This window comes from Allohoeflea poritis (assembly GCF_027889715.1).
Lineage (GTDB): Bacteria > Pseudomonadota > Alphaproteobacteria > Rhizobiales > Rhizobiaceae > Hoeflea_A > Hoeflea_A poritis.
Genome location: NZ_JAPJZH010000010.1, coordinates 168128 through 187426, shown reverse-complemented (window position 1 = coordinate 187426; position 19299 = coordinate 168128). Strand labels below are relative to the sequence as shown.

The window sequence follows — 19299 nt, the reverse complement described above, 5'->3', positions numbered from 1 at the left end:
TTATTCCGATGCCTCGCGGTCCTTTACGTATGACGCGATAAGCCGGTCCAGCGCCAGCCGGGAGACCTGGTTATACGCCTCGTCAAAACCGAGAGAAGCGACCATCTTCCAGTGTCCGTACATGACAATGACGATCAGATAACCGAGCTCCGCGCAATCGGACTGCCTGAGTTCCGGGTGGCTGATCTGGATCTCATGAGCGAGCGTCATCTGCAATAGCGTGTATTGCGCCTTGAGATTGTTGCGTATTTTCTCGCTTGTCGAGGCCAGGGCAAACATGGCGTCGTAGACGACATCGTCGGCGGGTTTGGGCAGCCCCTTTTCTGAGAGGAAATTGAAGTAGAAATCGAGGAACACCGTCAGCCTTCTGCTGTCGTCGGCCATGATGATCCCCTTCATCAGGCAGTCCTTGTAGGCTGCGGCCAGCGCGTCACACAGGCGATCGGCAAGTTCCTCGGGATCGGAGAAGTAATGGCGCACCAGCTGCCGCGACATGTTGCCGGCGCGGGCGATGTGATCGAAGCTCGGCATCTGCACGCCGTGTTCTTCAACCGCGGCATAAGCGGCCTCGACAATCTCATCGCGCCGGATGTCGCCAATTTCCCTTGCCATGCGTCACTCCTCTCCGTGGTGCCCCCATTTCCGAGTCCGGCTTATTTTCAGCACCGGCTTGCCGAAATGGCAAATGGCTTTTCGAATCGAAAACGGCATTTCCCGCGCTCCGCATTTTCATGCTCGCCGACGCACAAGGCGATTTGTAAGATCACGCCGAAAACACCCTGTTTTTAAACAATTATTCCAAAGACTGCTCTTTGCGACCAGATAACGCCAATCCACACTTATTTTCAAATAGAAAATTTGCTTGCGGCATTGAAAGCAGTTGCATTCCTTGATGTAATACCCGCAGCCATCGGGACTGGGACACCCGGTATTGGGGGCACAGGTGGGACATCTGACGGACCGGGAAATCGAAGTGCTGCGACTCGCGGCGGAGGGCCTGACGGATTCGGCGATCGCCAAGCGCATCGGCATCACGGAACGCACGGTTCTCCACCATGTCAGCAAGGCGAAAGAGAAGCTGGAGTGCCGAACGCGTCCGCATGTGGTCGCGACAGCGATCAGAGAGGGCCTGATCGAATAGCGCCGGAACCCGGCCCGATAGGCTTCGGTAATCCAACGGAATCCGGCGGCCGTTGCAGGTTTCGACAATAGCGCGCCGCACGAGGGGTGATGTAAAAACGGGGCAATCGTGCCAGCCCGACAATGTATCGGCACGTGGTTTGAACAAGGTGGGTGACGTGAATGCATAAAGGTGGGGACCTCGCCGCTCAAATAGCGGACGCAATCAACGCAACGCCTGGCCGCCCGTTCTTCGCCGGCGTTGAATTCCCGAATGGCACAAGCCGCCCGCGTGTAACGGTTCACGCGTCCTGCTCCGCAATGTCCCGATCGCAGGCGCGCATCCTCGCCAAGACCTTGCGCGAGCGGATCGAGGGATACCGGTTTTGCGTGAAACGGCACAGCTCAAGAACGCTTGCCCGCGCGCAATCGCTCCAGTCATTCCTGGCACCGTTCACCAAAGGCGCCGTCGTCTACGATCCGACCGGCGTGTTTTCGCGGGCAAGGACGCTGGTGTCGCTGTCCCTGGCGGCGCGGGAATGCTGCGGTGATATTGCAAATCAGTTCCTCTGGCACAGCCGGACCGCGACCTTGTTTGTCGTCGTCAATGACGATCGGCTGTCGGCCGGCGGATACGATCGATGCGCCGTCATTGAACGCGTTGAGAACACGATGAGCGCGGCACTGGCCGCCGAAACCGGCGGCGACAGCGCGCCGGTCGTGCGCATCCGGGTCGGGGACCGGCGGCCATTGGTGGCGACAACGCCGGTCGACGACCAGTCGATACGGACACTGCGCGGTCAACTGAACCGCACCCGGAAACGACTTTATGCGGCGTTTCTCGCCGCCACCTTCGGTGTGGGTTCTGTTGCCGCCGCCCGGGCGCAGGACCCCGCCGTCTCCGCTCCGAACGGTGAGCTTGCCATTCTCGGCGGCGTGCGGGACGGCGACGGCGCCGTCGCTCTCGAGGGCGCCGCCGTGGTACCGCTGGGCGACCAGTTCGGCGCCCGCTTTGACGGAGTGTTCGGCAGCATTGACGGCGAACTTGTGGTCGGCGGAGCGGGACATTTTTTCTGGAGGGATCCGGAGGTCGGCCTGGTCGGAGTGGCAGGCGGCTACGTGCATTCCAATGCCGACACATTGTTCACCTCGACGCAGGATATCTGGGTCATCGCCGGGCAGGCCGAGGGCTATTTCGAGGACGTTACCGTGTCGGGCATGGTCGGCTACCAGTCCGGCAACGGGCCGAACGACGATGGCGTGCTCGGCCGACTCGATGTCGAATGGTACTCCCATGACGACCTGATGCTGGCGATCGGCGCGGAGACCAATCCGCAGCATGACCTGCTCGGCCGGGTGGGCGTCGAGTACCGCCCCGGCATCGAGGCCCTGCCCGGGCTTTCGGTGTTTGCCGACGGCTCGTTCGGCGACAGCGGATATGCGCGCGCATTCGCCGGCGTGCGGCTCTATTTCGGACCATCGACGACACTCAAGGACAAGCACCGCCGCGATACATTCCGTTCGCATCTGCTGCCGACCCGCATGATCGATGGCCTCTCCGACGAGGTGGCCGCCTATGGCGATTGAGCCCGGAACCGCCGCGGCAGTTCGGGGCGCAGACGGCCAGCGCCGTCGGACTGTCACATCAGTTCGATTTTGACCGGGCCGGCATCGCTTGTCTGCAGCGTGTAGGTCGTGAAATCCGCGCCTTTCGATATGTGCACGATTTCCGCGTTCTCGACGCTGACGGGATTGACCTGCCGCAGATCGTTCACTCGCAGATGCACCAGCAAGGGACCCGTGCACGATGCAGCAACACCCGACGGGCCGAAGTGAACTGTCATCCTTGCGTCCTGGAAGGCCCTGAACCGCTCCAAGGCTTCGCGGGTGGAGCAGAACCGGAGCCACGGAAACTGCGCCCTGAGCGCATGCAGCCAGTCGGAAAACCGATCGAAGAGCCCCTGTTCGCCGCATTCCGGATTGGCGCGCCACGGGCGGTTGTCAACATTGCGCAGCCCTTCGCGCGCCTCGGAATCGTCTTCGACATCGAACACGTCGTCCGGATGGAAAAAATGCGTCCACGCACCCATCGTCAAAAGCTGGGAGATCGCCTGAAACCGCGTGAAGGCCGGCATGTCAAAGCCGCTGCTCATGCGCGGGATGCAGAAGAGACGATGATTCCAGGGCTCCGGCCCGAACTCGCGATCCCCGCCGGCTTCAAAACGGCCGGCCGTATAAAGGCCGCACACGGCTTCGATTTCCGGAAAGGCAGCGCAAAGCGCCTCCAACCCGTCCCGGTCATATTCATTGTTCGGGGGCACATAGCTGACCGGCGGCTCAAGCCCCGCATGGGCCTGCCATTGCGCGCGACATGCCTTGAAGCCGGCCAGCATCGCATCGCGCGTTTTCCAGTTGGACAGCAGCGGCGGTGTGTGGTTATGGCCGTGCAGACCGATCTCGGCGATTGCGCCTTCGGCGCCGGCGAGGCTTTCGGAATAGCGAGCCAGCCTTTTGCCGAGCCTGCCTTCGGCTTCATCGGAATGGCCGCCGTTCCGCCCCGTATCAATGCCGGCGTCATAGTCGTCTATGGCAAAGCAGCTGTAGCGAAGCGCGTGGCGATGCGCCAGTTCGATCATGTCCGCAAGCCAGACATCCCGGTAAAAGGCGATTGGCGTCAGCCCCGGATTGGCCTCGGCGAAAGCGGCAGGAAGCTCCGACATCAGGGGCGGCGGAAAGTCATCGACCTGGATCAAGCCGACATTGACCGAAGCGGTGACGGATACCGACTGAACCAGCGCGAGCGACTGGACGATGAGCCCGCGCATGTCCTTGTGGGCCAGGACGGATGTGTTCCAGAAAACGGCCCTGCCCTTCTGGAAGGCGCTCAGCCAGGCCAGCGGGCGATCCGCCGAATCCCGGACAAGGACCGTCGCGTCCTCGCCCGGCGCGAAATCATAGGGCGTGTGCCCGGACACGTCGTCGTCGGACAACTCAAGCCCGTTCAACGCGGGAAGAAGATCGCTGACGAATTTCAGGCCGCCCGGCGCGCCTTGCCGGAAGACCGGCCATTCATCGTCGCAATCCACGCCGAGAATATCGGACAAGTGCCTGTTCCAGCCGCGAAAGAGCACCGCCAGCCCGCCGCCCGACGACACCAGCCGCCGCAGCTCCTGCAACAGGGGCCAACTGCATTGCTGGAGCCTTTCGGCGCAAAGAAACACGCACGAATAGTCCGAAAGCGACGGGGCGTGGCGGCTGCCTCCCAGGTCGAACCCGGCACAGCGCACATGCGCGTATTCGAGGGCGGCGCACGCATTGCGGTAGGTCTTTTCGGAATAGGCGTCGCGCGAATCCCAGACGATGAGGACAAGCTGCTCGGCAAACCCGCCCTGTTCCGCCGGGGCGCGCTGAGCCGCGCCTTTTTTCCCGAGTTTGAACACGGGGCCGATAATCGCAAAAAATGGGGGATTGGAACAGGGGTGACGGGCCGTTTGCCTTGCACGCGAAACCATGGACGACAAACCGGATTGCCGGGCGCGAACACGCTTCGCGGCCATCCGTGATCGAAGCCGGCTGAAATGGTAAACGTTCCGCAAAATCCCGATCCCGCCGGCCGGCCGCTGCGCGTGCTGCTGTGCCCGGACCAGCCGGACTGGGCCTTCGACAACATCGCCCGGAACATCAGGCGCTACGCACCGGCGCATCTTTCGATCGCGATACACTATATGGGTCGGCCGGGCACGCGGGACCTTGCTCAAATCTATGAGCGGATCGTCGTCGAGAACATCGATGTGCTGCATCTTTTCTGGCGCGAGGACCTGTTTGCCTTGCTGCGGCCGGAAACGCTGATCGACGCGGCCGGCAAGCTGGGCGTTACGCCACCCGATATCGTCGACATGATCGGCGGTTGCGCGCTGACGACGTCGGTCTACGACCACCTGCATCTGAGCGAGGACGCGCTTGCCGAACGGTCGAGCGTCTACCATCAGATCGACGGTTACAGCGTGTGCTCGAAACGGCTGCACGATATCTATGTTTCGCTGCCCGGCATTCCGGACCCGGACGCGCTGATCACCGATGGCGTCGATGTCGACCACTTTACCCCGGGTGGCGCCGGCGCGCGGCGCGAGCCCGGCCAGGCGATCCGCATCGGCTGGGTCGGCAACAGCCGCTGGGGCGAATCCGTCGGCGGCGACCCCAAGGGCTTCCACCGGCTGCTGCAGCCGGCCATCGCGGTTCTGAAGGATCGTGGCTGGCAGGTGGAGCTGGCGCTGGCCGACCCGCAGGTCAAGCGGATCCCCTTTGCCGAGATGCCGCAATTCTATCGCTCCATCGACCTTCTGGCATGCACCTCGGCGGCCGAGGGCACGCCCAATCCGGTGCTGGAGGCGATGGCCATGGGACTTCCCGTCGTCTCGACCGATGTCGGCATCGTCCCCGAGGTTTTCGGCCCGCGTCAATCGGCATTCATTGTCCGCGACCACGATCCGGCCAGCTTCGCCGACGCCATCGAAAAACTCAACAAGCACCCCGAAACGGCCGCGCAAATCGGCCAGGAAAACCGGCAGGCCGTCATGGCCTGGTCATGGCGCGACGTGACCGCGCCCTGGTGGCCGTTCTGGCAAATGGCGCACAGGCGCTGCACCGAAGAGCGGCTGGCCGCCCGGCGGCGGGAGTCCCTGAAGCAGGCATGCACCGCCCATGCGAACTACCTTGCCGCAACGTCAAAACGGGAAAACGCCGTCACACGCCTGCTCGACCGCCTGAAGCAGGATGGTGGCTGAGGTTTTTTGGGTGTTGTGCCTTAACCGGTTTTCGAACGAGAGGCGCTTTGGCGAATGCCGACATATCTGTTGTTGATCGGCACGGGTTTGTTCTCTTGAGTTTGAATTGTGGGGTGTGCCGTACAAGACGGAGCAGAGATATTGGATGGTGGGTAGGTGATTTCTAAGATTATTGGGATGTGTGGGGCGGAATGAAATGGCTGGTGGCATACCATCTCTGCATAACCTAACGAGGCAGGGGCTTCAAGTCGAAGTGGAGCGAGATCGTCGCCGCACCCCTTTTACGCCTAGTAACCAGATCAAACACTTGTGAAACGAGCGCGAAAAGCTGGGAGCTAATAATGTGCTTCCTATCCGAAGCCAACGACAATAAATCCCAAGTGAGATTGACTGACGTACGCACACTTATATTGTGTATAAATATGTGAAAACAAGCCAAAATTGTTTTGACGCTGTAGGCTAAAATTTCGAGGCCATACATGAACACCGACAAGCCATTCTATGAGTTGGACACAAGCGACGAACGAGACCCAGACGCTACACCGATTCGAGATCGGAAAGTTATCACTCAGCCGTATGACTTAGGAATTGATTCAATAGTCGGACAAGTAAAGTCAAATATCCTCTTTTTAAGGCCATTGAGCGATCGGCCAAAGTTCCAGAGGCAATATGTTTGGTCAGACAGGCTGGCTTCAAAACTTGTTGAATCTGTTTTACTTAATGTTCCGATCCCACCGTGTTACTTGTCTGAAAACGAAGACTGTGAGCTAGATGTCATTGATGGCCAGCAGCGCATCTATTCGCTGTATCGCTTTCTAGAAAATCAGTTCAAACTTAGCGCTCTTGAAGCACTTACGGAATATAATGGCCTCCATTTCTTTGAACTCCCAGGCAAAGAGCAAAGGAAAATTAAAACTCACACGTTGCGTTGCGTTGTAATAACCAACGAATCGCATCCTGAAATCAAATTCGATGTATTTGAACGCTTAAATACCAATACTATACCGCTTAACGCACAAGAACTCCGAAACTGTGTATCTCGTGGGTCTCTAAATAACCTATTGGCAGAATTGTCGTTCGGCGAGCGATGGCTGCAGATACGCGGGCGTAAGTCGCCTGACAAAAGGCTCGCCGATGAGGAAATGATACTCCGGTATTTTTCTTTTCAAATTCAAGATATTAAGAACTATAAAACACCACTAAAGACATGGCTTAATGAAACCGCTCGCATGGGGCGGAAACTGCCTGACAACATAATTCAATCACTCGGAGAAAAATGGAATATCGCGTTGTCAAATTCGCTGCATTGGTTTGAACCAAACCGTTGCTTTAGACGCCCTGAATCGAAGGCGATTAATCGCGCGTTATTCGACCTAGTTATGAGGACAGCAACAACCGCAGATGAAAAAACTGCGTTGGCTCGCCGCACCGAGTTTTTGGAGGTTTACAACACTATTGTTGCCGATGAGTATTTTCAGGATCTCATTAGTCGGGCAGTAGACCACAAGAGCAGAACTGAAAAGCGGTTCGATATCTGGAACCAAAAGATGGCCGAGATCGGACTATAATGCCGAGATATACCGCTACGTATCGAGACTTTGCCGAACGGTTAGACGAGGTAGATTTACTGCGAAAAAGAGCGGCGGAACGCCAGCGTTCTAAAGATTCATTTCGACACGGCGCCGAAATTAGCGCTTTGTGCCGTGGAGCAGTCGTACTTCTTTCAAGCCATGTGGAAGCATATGTGAAGGAACTTAGAGAGCACACCCTTGATGCGCTTCACACGAAAGCCGTGTGTAGAAGCAATTTGGCACCGCAGTTTTTTTATCATGTTTCGAAGGAGTCTATCGAACCAATTCGGAATACATCCCAAGCGGAGCAAATAGCCGAACATATGCAGAACTTCATAGACAAAGAGGGTTCTTATTGGGGCCGAACAAAACCATTTCCAGCACCCATTTCGTCCATGGTCTTCAACAAAGGCTTTTCCAATCCGACCTTTGACAAAGTAAAGGCCTATTTCGGGAGGTTCGGGTATACAGGATTTCGTAAAGATTTTTTTCGAACACTTGGACGAGATGCACAAACAACGCTGACAAATTTGAATGGAATAATCGAAACCAGAAATTCTATAGCGCACGGTGATCCGTCGGCCACCAAAACGCCAAACGAGGTCAGGGAAATGATGACTACAGCAAAATTGTTTTGCCGCACAACTGATGCGATATTTGGCACATGGTGCAGGCGGAATTTGTGCTCAATTAGATGAGTAGCGAGAGTCAAGTGTAGAGGCTTTATGTGCAATCTGGGTCACTTCCCAAGCCAGCACTTATAAAAGGTCGCCAAATATTATCTGAGCAGCTAGTGGCATTCTCAGAATTCAGAAATTCATCGACAAGATTACATACTAGTACAGAGATCAGATAAGAAGACCTTCGAATTCACCCATGACCTCAAGCTCAAAATTGACCAAACCGACGGGTGAAACATCCATAGAATAAATTGCGTATGCCGCGTAAAATCCTCTTATTGTTTTATCGGCTAGATACATTCGAGCTGAAACGAATACATCCACACTTAAGTCATCAGTTATAGGCGTCGCCTCACCGAAAAGTGGGAAAATTGGCGTCCCCTTCGATAGCTGAAAACCAGCCTCTGATTCAAAGATAGACGGAGTTTCTGGACGGGTTGAGAGAAATTCATCTGAACTCATGAACTCCATTCGCTCAACTCCCAACATCTTCATGTTTACTGCATTATTCTTGGTAATTGGGCTAAACTGAAGTTCAGCAATAATTCTTCCCTCGTAATTTCTTAGGATACTGCCCCGTTCGATTGCGTATTGATAACCCTTTAATTGCTCAATTAGGTCATCAAATTCAGATATTTGGGGAACCATTGATTTAGCGATTTCGGTAATATCGTTGCCGCCAACCATTATCCTGTAATGCATGGCTGCGGCGTCGTGTTTTCCCGAAACAACATTTGCCTCAGAGCCGAGTCCATCGGCGAGCTTTAGTTTCGTATCGTGATCCACATGGCAATTTTCAACCAACTTCTCTGGGCTTAAAATATTTTCAATTTTGAAAAAATTCTCCTCAATATCACTTACATACAACTCCAAAATAGGGGCACTATTCGACCCTGAAAGAGTTTGAAATATTTGAAACAATTCACCATTGCACAAAACAAAATAGTTCGCACCGACCAAGGCGTGAGCAGCATATGAATGTACTTGCTCCACGTCAGTTTTCGATAACGTGTGGCCGCCGGCTTTAGCTTCGATTACAAAACAACCTCGGCGACCTTTGACTCCCGCTCGGTAGTCTGGGAAGCCAAGCGGCAAGTCTTTCTTCGATTTATGGCCAATGTGATAGTAAGGGTACTCAAGCTTCTCTTCGAGTCTCAGAAATGTGCCCTCGCGGACAGGGTACCCTAAAGCACGAATTATCGGATCAACCACATGAAAACGAACTTCGGTTTCGTTGAATTTTTTGACTTCGCTAAGAACTATGGGATCAAGTATCGGCATGGAAAACCGCGCACTGAATTGACACTACGTCAGACATCGGAGTCTGGCACCGTCGGAAAACCATATTGCCAATTCTATCCATTGGTTCAAGGTCAGCTATCGACTATCAACGGTTGTATTCACTAGTATTTTAAAGCGCGGACATATCAAAACCAAAAAAACGAAATGCAAGAGACGCCAAGCGTTATACATCGGACGTTACTATTGGTCAGAATGCTGAGTTGAGTGTATCCGCTCAGCGAGGCACCGTCAGTGATACGACTCAAATCGACCGCCACTCCCCAAAACCCCAATCACCCGCTCCATCGCCTCGGCGCTCGTCATCACCCCCGGCGAGAGGCGCAGGATGGGGCCTCTGGTGTCGGCGTGGATGTCTTGCTGGCGCAGGGTTTCGAGGGTTTGGGCCGCGACCGCGTCCGAGGCCAGTTTCAGCATGACGCTGCCGCCGCGCTCGTTCTCGGGGCGCGGGGTTACGAGGTGTAGGCCGAGATCGTCGGCCGCGTCGATGAGGCGCTGCGTCAGTTCGCGGTTGGCGGCGAGCACGGCGTCCCTGTCGATCTGCGCATGCCAGCGCAGCGCCGGCACGGTGGCGGCGGCGGAGACGATGGCCGGGGTGCCGTTGTCGAAACGCCTGATGTCGGGCGCAAGCTCGAACCGGTCGAGGGCCCAGTTGAACGGGTTTTCCTGGCTGAACCAGCCGCGCAGCTCCGGCCGGCATTCACTGACAAGGCCCGGATGCACGTAAAGGATGCCTGCGCCCGGCGTGCCGCACATCCATTTCAGGCTCGTCGAGACGGCGAAATCGACCACCGGCGCGTCCACCGAATAGGGCAACAGGCCCGCCGCCTGGGTGATGTCGACGCCGACAAGGCTGCCCATGGCGCGGGCATGGGCCGTCAGTGCCTCCACATCCGCGCGGCGCGACGAGGTGGAGCTGACCCATGTCACCAGCGCCAGCGCGACGTCGCGGTCCCAGCGGTCGATCATGTCTTCGTCGGCGACCCAGGACGCGCCCTGGCGCTTTTCCACCGTGTCCAGCGTGAAGCCCAGCCGCTCCTGCAGGCCGGTGAGCAGGAAATGGTTGGAGGGGAAACAATCCTCGGCGACGAGAACGCGCTTGCCGCGCAGAAGATCCTTCGGCAGGGCCGTCATCAGCATGTGCAGGCCCTGCGTGACATTCTCGCAGGTCGTCACGGTTCCCCTGGCGGCGCCGATGATGTCGCCCCACAGCTCCAGGAACAGGGCGCGCTGGCCGAGCAGATAGTCCCATTGCCGGTCGTTCGCCGCGCCCCAGACCCTGGCGAAATCCGCCATGGCCGCCGCCAGCTCGGCTTCCTTGTCAGGATACTGGCCGATCGAATGGTAGAGGAAATATCCGTCGTTTGCGGACATGGAGGGGTTGGACATGGGCACTCTTTCAGGCTTTCGGAACCGACGCCTCGAACGTGCCGGCGGCCCCTGTTTTCCGCTGCGCGCGGCCGCGATCTCAGTTGACGCGTTTGCGGGCGTATCGTATACAGATTTTAAAGTGCTTCAAGCTTAAAGGATTTCGCATATGCGAAAAAGAAACGCTCTCGGCAGGCCGGTCGTCGGGAAATGCTGCTTTTTCGTATACGATATTCAGCGCGCCCTCTTCCCTCATCCTCGCGTGGACCGGCCATGAGCGCGCTGCTCGAACCCGGCCGCGCCAGGGGTCAGCAAAGCCAGGCGCAAATCATTCACGATGTGCTGATGGGCCGCCTGCAGCGCGGCGAGATCGGGCCGGAGGACCGGCTGGTCGACACCTCCGTCGCCGCCGAGTTCGGCGTCTCGCGCATGCCGGCGCGCGATGCGCTCATGCGGCTTTCCCATGGCGGCTATCTGGAGGCGACGACGCGCGGTTTTGTCCTGCCGCGCGTGACCCACACCGAAATCCTGGAGATCTTCGACCTGCGGCGGCTGGTCGAGCCGCGCGCCGTCTCGCTGGTGGCGCAGACGATCGACAGCGGCCAGTTGGCCGAACTCGAAGAGACCGTCATTGCCGCGCGCAAGGCCATGCAGTCGGGCAATTCGGAGCTGATGTTCAAGGCGAGCGAGCGTTTCCGCAATGGCTGGATCGCGGTCATTCCCAACCATTCGCTGCGCAAGGTCATCCAGCGCTACATGACGCCGATCCAGGTGGTGCGGATGATGACCTTCGACGACCGCGTCAACCATCCGCTGATCGTCGACGGCAACACCAATCTTTACACCGCCTTCGCACGGCGCGACGCGGTGGCGGCGGCCGACACGATCCTGAGCTTCATCCACAAGGGCGAGACGGCCTATCTGAAAGCGGTCAGCGCCGAGCGGTCGCAGCCGCAGCAGCCGGCGAAATCCGCATGAACAGGAAACGGGGCCAACGGGAGGCACGATGAGCGAGACACGCGCCGAAATACGGTTGCCGACGGGCAATCTGAGTGAGGACCTGCCGTTCTACACCAAGGTCCTCGGCATGCGGCTCGACATGATCTACCCGGCCGACAATCCGGAAATCGCCGTCCTGTCCGGTCATGGCCTGCGTGTGCGCATCGAAAAGGGCGCGCCCGAAGCGCCCGGAACGCTGCGCATCCTCACCGACGACCCTGATGGCTTCGCGGACGGCAAGCGCGAACTCACCGCACCGAACGGCACGCGCATCGAGATCGACGAACTGAACCCGCCCCTCGTCCTGCCGCCGACCGAGCACGCTTTCGTCGTGCGCCGGCTGGCCGACCAGGCGCCGTGGATCGTCGGGCGCGCCGGCATGGCCTATCGCGACCTTGTGCCGACCCGGCTCGGCGGCGCGATCATCGCCTCGCATATCCGCGTTCCCGACGGGCCGGTGCCCGACATGGTGCATTTCCACAAGGTCGGCTTTCAACTGATCTTCTGCATCCGCGGCTGGGTCGACGTGCTCTATGAGGACCAGGGCGGCATGCGCCGCCTGCATGCCGGCGACTGCTTCATCCAGCCGCCACGCATCCGCCACCGGGTCATGCATGCCGCCGAGGGCATCGAGGTGATCGAGATCGGCGTGCCGGCCGAGCACATCACCGAGATCGATCACGACATGGAGTTGCCGACGCCGGTCGAGCGGCCGGAGCGTGAATGGGACGGCCAGCGTTTCGTTCACAACCTCGCCAGGGACGGCGTCTTCAAGCCTTTCCGCGTGCCGGGCTTCGAGGCGCGCGACACGACGATCAATGAAAACACCAAGGGCGTCGCCTCGGTGATGGTCTCAAGACCTATTGCCGGCCAAACGTCACCTTGGACGAAACATAATTGCGATATAGTCTTCAATTTCGTGATGTCGGGGGAAATGACGCTGGAGGGCGAAGGCAAGGATCCATACAGGCTGACGGCCGGCGATGCATTCGTCATTCCGCCGGATATGGCGACACGTTTCGCCGATCCGACGCCGGATCTCGAGTTGCTGGAAGTCAGCCTGCCGGGCACATTCGACACGACAATCCTTTGAAGGCATCCGGGTGCGGCAAAACACAAGCAGGGCAAGACCAAACAAAAACGCAAATCAACCAGGGGAGAAATTTCCATGAAAAAGTGCATGACATTGATTGCGGCAGCGGCGCTCTTGGGCAGCACCGCGCTGGCGCAGGCCGACGACACCAAGGTCGGCGTGCTTATGGACATCACCGGTCCGATCGCAAGCTTCATCCCGCCGCTTCAGAACGCCGCCAATCTGGCGGTCAAGCAGGTCAACGACCAGGGCGGCCTGCTGGACGGCAAGGCGGTTGCCATTTATGGCGACACGACGGGCTCGGCTCAGGGCGCGGTCGACGCCGCGCAGAAACTCGCCAATGTCGAGAACGTGCCCATCGTCATGGGCGCGCTGATGTCCGGCACGACCATCGCCGCCGCCGAGGCGGTGTTCATCCCGTCCGGCATCGTCCAGATCTCGCCGACGGCCACCTCGCCGGCCATGACCGACATGAAGGATAACGATCTCGTCTACCGCATCGTTCCGTCCGACAATTTCCAGGGCCAGGTGCTTGCCCAGATGGTTCTCGACCAGGGCATCGAGAAGGTCGCCGTCACCTATGTGAACAATGACTACGGCGTCGGCATCGGCCAGACCTTCATGGACGCCTATCGCGCGGCAGGCGGCGAGATCGTCGCCGAGGTCAAGCACGAGGAGAAGAAGAACTCCTACCGTTCGGAACTCGCGACCCTTGCCAAGGGCGGCGCGGACCATCTTGTGGTCATCGCCTATGCGGGCGATTCCGGCGGCAAGATCGTCAAGCAGTCGATCGAGGGCGGCCTGTTCTCGAATTTCGTCGGCACGGACGGCCTGCGCGACGAATTGCTGATCAAGGATGTGGGCGCCGAGGCGCTGAAGACGTCCTTCTTCTCATCGCCCACCTCGCCCGCCGACAATCCGGCCCAGAAGACGCTGCATGACGCCTTCAACGCCGAATATGGCGAGGGCGCGGACAAAGCCTTCGTCGACCAGACCTATGACGCGACCTTCCTGACCCTGCTCGCCATCGAGAAGGCAGGTTCGGCCGATCGTGGCGCCATGGCCGCGGCGCTGCGCGACGTCGCTTCCTCGCCCGGCGAAAAAGTCGGCCCCGGCGAATGGGCCAAGGCCAAGGCACTGCTCAAGGAAGGCAAGGACATCGATTATGACGGCGCCGGCGGAAGCTACAATTTCGACGCCAATGGCGATGTCAGCGGGCTGATCGGCAAATTCGTCGTCGACGGTGACGGATACAAGCAGATCGCGATCTTCGAGTAAGCAGCCGCGTCTGCTTTGAGATGATCCGTCTTGAGGGAATCTGCGTCGACTTCGGCGGCCTGCGTGCCATCGACCATGTCAGCTTCGACGTCGGCGCAGGCGCGATCACCGGTCTTATCGGCCCCAACGGGGCCGGCAAGACCACGGCCTTCAACGTCATTGCGGGCGCCGTCCGGCCGACTGCCGGGCGGGTCCTGTTCGACGGCGAGGACATCACCGGCCTGAAACCCTATCAGCGCGCGCAGCGCGGGCTGGCGCGGACCTTCCAGATCCCGCATGAATTCTACCGGCTGACGGTGCTGGAGAACCTGATGGCGGCGGCATCGGCGCCCGAGGGCGAGAACGTCTTCAACGTGGTCTTCCGGCGCAGGAGTTTCGGCGCGGAGGAACGCGCCATCTACGACCATGCGCGCGAGACGATCCGGTTCCTTGAACTCGATCACGTGCGCGACGAAAAGGCCGGGAACCTTTCCGGCGGCCAGAAGAAACTGGTCGAACTCGGGCGCGCGCTGATGCGCGATCCGAAGATCATCCTGCTCGACGAGATCGGCGCGGGCATCAACCGCACGCTCTTATCCAAGCTTGCCGACAAGATCAGCGCGCTGAACGAGGAGAAGGGTCTGACCTTCTGCCTGATCGAACACGATCTGGACTATGTTTCGCGGCTGTGCAGCCACGTCCTGGTCATGGCGCAGGGCGAACTGCTGACCGAGGGCACTGTCGACGCGGTGCGCAACGACGAGCGGGTCATCGAAGCCTATTTCGGCGGCGGCAAATACGAGGCGCATCTATGAGCGCCCTGCTTTCCGTGCGCGGCCTTTCGGCGGGCTATGGCGGACCGCCCATTATCGAGGATGTTTCCTTCGACGTGGAAGAAAACGAGATCGCGGTCATCCTCGGCCCCAACGGGGCTGGCAAATCGACGGTGCTGAAGACAATCTTCGCGCTGACCAGCGTCACCGGCGGAGCGATTGATTTCCACGGCACGAGCCTCGTCGGCCGCAAGACATCGACCCTGGTGACGATCGGCATATCGGCCGTTCCGCAGAGCCGGAACATCTTTCCGCATCTGAGCGTCGACGAGAATCTCGATGTCGGCACCTATGCCGCACCGCCGGCCGATCCGGCGGCGACACGCGAAAACGTGCTCGAACTCTTTCCGGACCTGCGCGCCAAGCTGAAACAGCCGGCCGGTGAGCTTTCCGGCGGTCAGCGCCAGATGGTGGCGCTCGGACGCGCCCTCATGTGCGAGCCGAAGCTGATGCTGCTGGATGAGCCGACCGCTGGCCTGTCGCCCGCCTATCTGGAACGGATCTTCGACCTGCTTCTCGATATCCGCAAGACCGGCGTGACCATTTTGCTGGTCGAGCAGAATGCGCGCCAGGCGCTGCAGATCGCCGATCACGGCCATGTGCTGGTGAACGGGCGCAACTTCGCCTCGGGAACCGGCAAGGCGCTGCTGGCGGACGAGAACGTCCGCCGGTCGTTCCTCGGAGGCGCGGCCGCATGATCGATTTCATCAATTTCTACCTGTTCCCGGCTCTCGCCATCGGCTCGGTCTACGCCCTTGGAGCCGTCGGCATCTCGATGATCTTCGGCATCCTGCGCTTTGCCCATTTTGCCCATGGCGACCTGATGACGCTCGGCGCCTATGGCGTTCTCGCCGCCGCCGCGGTCCTGCCTTTCAACTCGGTACTGCTGCTGCCCTTCGGCATCGTCCTGGCGATTGTCGCGGCGCTTCTGGTCGACAAGATCTTCTACCAGCCGCTGCGCCAGCTTCCGACCATCTACACCGTCATATCGTCCTTCGGCGTTGCGCTGATCTTCCGCTCGCTGGTGCAACTGGTATGGGGATCGCAGAACCAGGTGTACGGCTCCGGCGGCGTGCGCCCGCCGCTGATCTTTTTCGATGCGATCCGCGTGTCGGCGCTGCATGTCCAGGCGATTGTCGCAACCGCGGTCATCGCGCTTTGCCTGCATTTTTTCCTGTCGCGAACAAAGACCGGCCGGTCGATGCGCGCGGTTTCCGACGATCCCGAGCTTGCGCAGGTGGCCGGCCTCGACACGGAAAAGGTCGTGCGCTGGACCTGGATCATCGGCGCGGCGCTTGCGGCAGTGGCGGGCCTCTTCGCCGGCATGGATACGAGCGCCCATCCCAATCTCGGCTGGAACCTGTTGCTGCCGATGTTCGCGGCGGCCATTCTGGGCGGCATCGGCAAGCCGATGGGCGCGATGGCGGGCGGCTTCATCATCGGCCTTGCCGAGGAGCTGTCCTCCTATCCCTGGATCGGCGACCAGGCACTGATTTCGCCTTCCTACAAAACCGCCGTCGCCTTCGTCATCATGATCGTCCTGCTGATCGTGCGGCCGCAGGGCCTGTTCAAGGGGAGGCTGCTGTGACCGAGCTGTCCGGCCTTTTCTTCTATCTTGTCAGCGTGCTGATCGCCGGCGGCATCTATGCGCTCTTGTGCCTGGCGCTCAACATCCAGTGGGGCATGGGCGGCCTGTTCAACGCCGGCATCGTCGGCTTTTTTGCCATCGGCGCCTATACGTCGGCGATCCTGACCACGCCCGAAACGGCCAAGCATCTGGGCGGGTTCGAGTTGCCCATTTTTGCCGGGCTGATCGGCGCCGCGATCATTGCCGGGGTGACGGGTTGGGCCGTCGCACGCATATGCGTGCGCCTGAAAAGCGACTATCTGGCGATGGCCTCCATCGGCATTGCAGAGATCCTGCGCCTCGTCATCGTCAACGAAAGCTGGCTGACCAACGGCAGTCTCGGCATTTCGGGCATTCCCCGCCCCTTCGGTGAATACACTGCGGGCCGCCCGGCCGACCTCGTGTTCCTGGCCTATGTGTGGCTGATCGTGCTCATCGTCTATCTAGTGGCGACCCGGCTCTACAACAGCCCGTGGGGACGCAGCCTGCGCGCCATCCGCGACAACGAGGCGTCCGCCGCCGCGGCGGGCAAGAATGTCGAGCGGTTCCGCACGCAGACATTTGTCATCGGCTGCGCATTCATGGGCGTCGCCGGCGCCCTGTCGGCACATTATTTCCGCTTCCTGTCGCCCTCCGCCACCGACCCGCTGCTGGTGACCTTCCTCGTCTGGGTCATGCTGATGGCCGGCGGCTCCGGCAACAACCGCGGCGCCATTGTCGGCGCGCTCGGCATCTGGGCGCTGTGGTCCGTGACGGAAATCTTCACCAACCGCCTGCCGCCCGAATGGGCCACGCGGTCGTCCTTCATCCGCATGCTGCTGGTCGGCCTGCTCCTGCAATATGTGCTGCAGAAATTCCGCGCCGGGATCCTGCCGGAGAAATCGCCGCCGCTGCACTTCGAGGATGAGGCGGAGAGGCCGGCACCGGAGAAATAGCCGGCGGCGGCCGGATCAGCTATTCGTCAGCCTGTTCCCGATCGCTTCGCCTTGCCAGCTTCTCGGCAAGGTTCATTCCGACGCCCGGACGCGACCACGGACAGACCGCAATGCAGATGGCGCAGCCGGATGTCTCGGCAAAGAACGGGATGCATTTGTCGAAATCGACAAACCACTTCTCGACGCCGCGAACCATCTGTTTCTCCGGCCCGATCGCAAAGGGCGGACAGGCATCCTCGCAGACCCGGCATCGCGTGCAGAAATCGTCGACACCGAATGTCCGTTTGGGCGTGTGCGCGAAAGGCGCATCCGTCAACACGGCGCCCAGCCGGAACGCAGAGCCGAATTCCCGGTTGATCAGCGAGCCGTGCTTTCCGAGCTCACCGAAGCCGCATTCGAGCGCCGGCGGGATCATCAATATCTCACCAACCATCGGACCGGTCACCGGGGCCGCATCCCAGCCCTCTTCACGCAGCCATCCTGCAACGGCCTTCGCGGCCGCCGCTGCCCGGCAATATTGCCGTGTCACCTCGATGCCGCCACGGGTTTCCGGCACATGTTTCAATTCGTCATAGTCATGCTGAACGCCCAGCATGACAACGGTTCCAAACTCCGTTTCCTGGTGATCGAACACCCATTCGGGCCTCATCGCCGTCGCGCCGACCATCTCGCAGAGACCGTCGGCGACGAACCGGTTCAGCGCATCCGTCCATTCCCGCGGCGTCCTCTGGGCCGGGGTCAGCGCGAGCTCCGGCAAGGGCGCGTTGAGTATGGCGCGCCGCTCGGCCCGTTTCTCCATCAGGACCGGATCTGGCGGCTCGTGCTGATAAAACCATTTCTGCGCGTCACCGAAATCGACCGCATCCATATCCGGCGCCCACCAGACCATGGTCGGAGGACGTACTTCCGTCTCCCCCAGGCCGATCGTCGCACAGCCCTTCTTTTCCGGCAAAAGTGCCACGAACTCGGGGTCGGGCGTGAACGGTCTGTACGGATTGGGCCTGGCCATACTTCAAGCTTAAAATACCGAATACGGCATGGCAAGGCGGGGGAATTTCACTCCTGTGGGCAAGAGATTTGCCATTGCCGGCTCTTTCCGGCCCTTCCTTCACGAAACAGTGAGCGCTGTTTTTCGCGCACCGCCCCTGCCCGGCCTCGGAAATTGCCGCAATCGCGCTATAATTCCGCACTGAACATGTCGGAACCCATTTGGCAGGCGGGGGGCGCCTGGCAGGAGACACTTCCATGACGACTGATCGCATCACCCGCCGAACCCTTCTTGCCACCGGCGGCGCCGTGGCAGCCGCCGGTTTGTCCGGGCTCGTTGTTCCGGCCCGTGCCGCGGGTCTCGCGCCGACGCGCTCGATGCGGGGCGGGTCCAACAATTACAGGCCGGACGCGCCGATCGTCGAGCGGATCGGCGGCGGTGGCTTCTGGATGAGCGGTACGGTGCGCCGCGCCGGTGACGGTGCGCCGCTTGCCGGCCAGCGGATCCAGATCTGGGCGCATACGACCGAAGGCCACGAGCGGGACTGGCACAGCCACGGGGCGACGCTCACCGACGCCAATGGCGTGTTCCGTCTGGAGATGCCGCAGATCGTGCCCGCCTTCGGCCAGCCGCACGGCCACCTCGCCTATGACAGCGGCGAGTTCGAGACCGTCTTCCTGCGTCCCATCATGGGAAGCTCGAAAGACAAAAGCCTGGAGGCACATTTCGTCCTTCAGCCGGTCTGA

The 19299-nt window shown here is 59.8% G+C and carries 18 protein-coding genes; 13 read left to right on the top strand and 5 right to left on the bottom strand.

The window, feature by feature from the left end; all coding sequences use genetic code 11:
* Window positions 1–612 carry a TetR/AcrR family transcriptional regulator gene (locus OOZ53_RS16885; protein WP_271090839.1) on the bottom strand — a complete coding sequence of 204 codons (612 nt, stop codon included), beginning with the start codon at window positions 610–612 and terminating at the stop codon, window positions 1–3.
* Between the two features lie 331 nt (window positions 613–943).
* On the opposite strand from OOZ53_RS16885, the gene OOZ53_RS16880 reads away from it, so the two are divergent.
* The gene (locus tag OOZ53_RS16880) at window positions 944–1141 is read left to right on the top strand and encodes a response regulator transcription factor (protein ID WP_271090838.1); all 198 of its coding nucleotides are present in this window, start codon (window positions 944–946) and stop codon (window positions 1139–1141) included.
* Between the two features lie 299 nt (window positions 1142–1440).
* Complete coding sequence (locus OOZ53_RS16875; RefSeq protein WP_271090837.1) at window positions 1441–2706, top strand: hypothetical protein; 1266 nt, start codon at window positions 1441–1443, stop codon at window positions 2704–2706.
* Window positions 2707–2759: 53 nt separating this feature from the next.
* Here the strand turns inward: OOZ53_RS16875 and OOZ53_RS16870 are convergent, their stop codons facing one another.
* Window positions 2760–4559 (bottom strand): DUF2194 domain-containing protein, encoded by a 1800-nt coding sequence (locus OOZ53_RS16870; protein WP_271090836.1) that lies wholly within the window; start codon window positions 4557–4559, stop codon window positions 2760–2762.
* A gap of 138 nt (window positions 4560–4697) precedes the next feature.
* Here OOZ53_RS16870 and OOZ53_RS16865 point away from each other — a divergent pair, with 138 nt between their 5' ends.
* From OOZ53_RS16865 to OOZ53_RS16855, 3 genes are all read left to right on the top strand, one after another.
* Entirely contained in the window at window positions 4698–5903 is a 1206-nt protein-coding gene (locus OOZ53_RS16865) for a glycosyltransferase family 4 protein (RefSeq protein ID WP_271090835.1), read from the top strand.
* Window positions 5904–6382: 479 nt separating this feature from the next.
* The gene (locus OOZ53_RS16860; protein WP_271090834.1) at window positions 6383–7471 is read left to right on the top strand and encodes a DUF262 domain-containing protein; all 1089 of its coding nucleotides are present in this window, start codon (window positions 6383–6385) and stop codon (window positions 7469–7471) included.
* Window positions 7471–8172 (top strand): MAE_28990/MAE_18760 family HEPN-like nuclease, encoded by a 702-nt coding sequence (locus OOZ53_RS16855; protein ID WP_271090833.1) that lies wholly within the window; start codon window positions 7471–7473, stop codon window positions 8170–8172. Before OOZ53_RS16860 ends, OOZ53_RS16855 begins: the two co-directional genes overlap by 1 nt.
* A gap of 150 nt (window positions 8173–8322) precedes the next feature.
* Here OOZ53_RS16855 and OOZ53_RS16850 read toward each other — a convergent pair whose 3' ends face one another.
* The gene (locus OOZ53_RS16850; RefSeq protein ID WP_271090832.1) at window positions 8323–9435 is read right to left on the bottom strand and encodes a type I restriction enzyme HsdR N-terminal domain-containing protein; all 1113 of its coding nucleotides are present in this window, start codon (window positions 9433–9435) and stop codon (window positions 8323–8325) included.
* Between the two features lie 249 nt (window positions 9436–9684).
* Window positions 9685–10842 (bottom strand): aminotransferase class V-fold PLP-dependent enzyme, encoded by a 1158-nt coding sequence (locus OOZ53_RS16845; protein ID WP_271090831.1) that lies wholly within the window; start codon window positions 10840–10842, stop codon window positions 9685–9687.
* 252 nt (window positions 10843–11094) lie between these two features.
* On the opposite strand from OOZ53_RS16845, the gene OOZ53_RS16840 reads away from it, so the two are divergent.
* The 7 genes from OOZ53_RS16840 (at window position 11095) to OOZ53_RS16810 (ending at window position 17565) form a co-directional block, all read left to right on the top strand.
* On the top strand, window positions 11095–11799 hold the full coding sequence (locus tag OOZ53_RS16840) for a GntR family transcriptional regulator (RefSeq protein ID WP_271090830.1): 705 nt from the start codon (window positions 11095–11097) through the stop codon (window positions 11797–11799).
* Between the two features lie 28 nt (window positions 11800–11827).
* Complete coding sequence (locus OOZ53_RS16835) at window positions 11828–12913, top strand: cupin domain-containing protein (protein WP_271090829.1); 1086 nt, start codon at window positions 11828–11830, stop codon at window positions 12911–12913.
* Window positions 12914–12988: 75 nt separating this feature from the next.
* Window positions 12989–14191, top strand: coding sequence for an ABC transporter substrate-binding protein (locus tag OOZ53_RS16830; RefSeq protein ID WP_271090828.1), 1203 nt, complete (start codon window positions 12989–12991; stop codon window positions 14189–14191).
* Between the two features lie 20 nt (window positions 14192–14211).
* Complete coding sequence (locus OOZ53_RS16825; RefSeq protein WP_271090827.1) at window positions 14212–14985, top strand: ABC transporter ATP-binding protein; 774 nt, start codon at window positions 14212–14214, stop codon at window positions 14983–14985.
* A complete protein-coding gene (locus OOZ53_RS16820; RefSeq protein WP_271090826.1) occupies window positions 14982–15701 on the top strand; it encodes an ABC transporter ATP-binding protein in 720 nt (239 codons plus the stop codon). Before OOZ53_RS16825 ends, OOZ53_RS16820 begins: the two co-directional genes overlap by 4 nt.
* Entirely contained in the window at window positions 15698–16591 is an 894-nt protein-coding gene (locus OOZ53_RS16815; RefSeq protein WP_271090825.1) for a branched-chain amino acid ABC transporter permease, read from the top strand. The genes OOZ53_RS16820 and OOZ53_RS16815 overlap by 4 nt, the downstream gene beginning before the upstream one ends.
* Complete coding sequence (locus tag OOZ53_RS16810; protein WP_271090824.1) at window positions 16588–17565, top strand: branched-chain amino acid ABC transporter permease; 978 nt, start codon at window positions 16588–16590, stop codon at window positions 17563–17565. The genes OOZ53_RS16815 and OOZ53_RS16810 overlap by 4 nt, the downstream gene beginning before the upstream one ends.
* Before the next feature lie 19 nt (window positions 17566–17584).
* On the opposite strand, the gene OOZ53_RS16805 is transcribed toward OOZ53_RS16810, so the two are convergent.
* The gene (locus OOZ53_RS16805) at window positions 17585–18574 is read right to left on the bottom strand and encodes a 4Fe-4S dicluster domain-containing protein (RefSeq protein WP_271090823.1); all 990 of its coding nucleotides are present in this window, start codon (window positions 18572–18574) and stop codon (window positions 17585–17587) included.
* 236 nt (window positions 18575–18810) lie between these two features.
* Here OOZ53_RS16805 and OOZ53_RS16800 point away from each other — a divergent pair, with 236 nt between their 5' ends.
* Window positions 18811–19299 (top strand): peptidase associated/transthyretin-like domain-containing protein, encoded by a 489-nt coding sequence (locus tag OOZ53_RS16800; RefSeq protein WP_271090822.1) that lies wholly within the window; start codon window positions 18811–18813, stop codon window positions 19297–19299.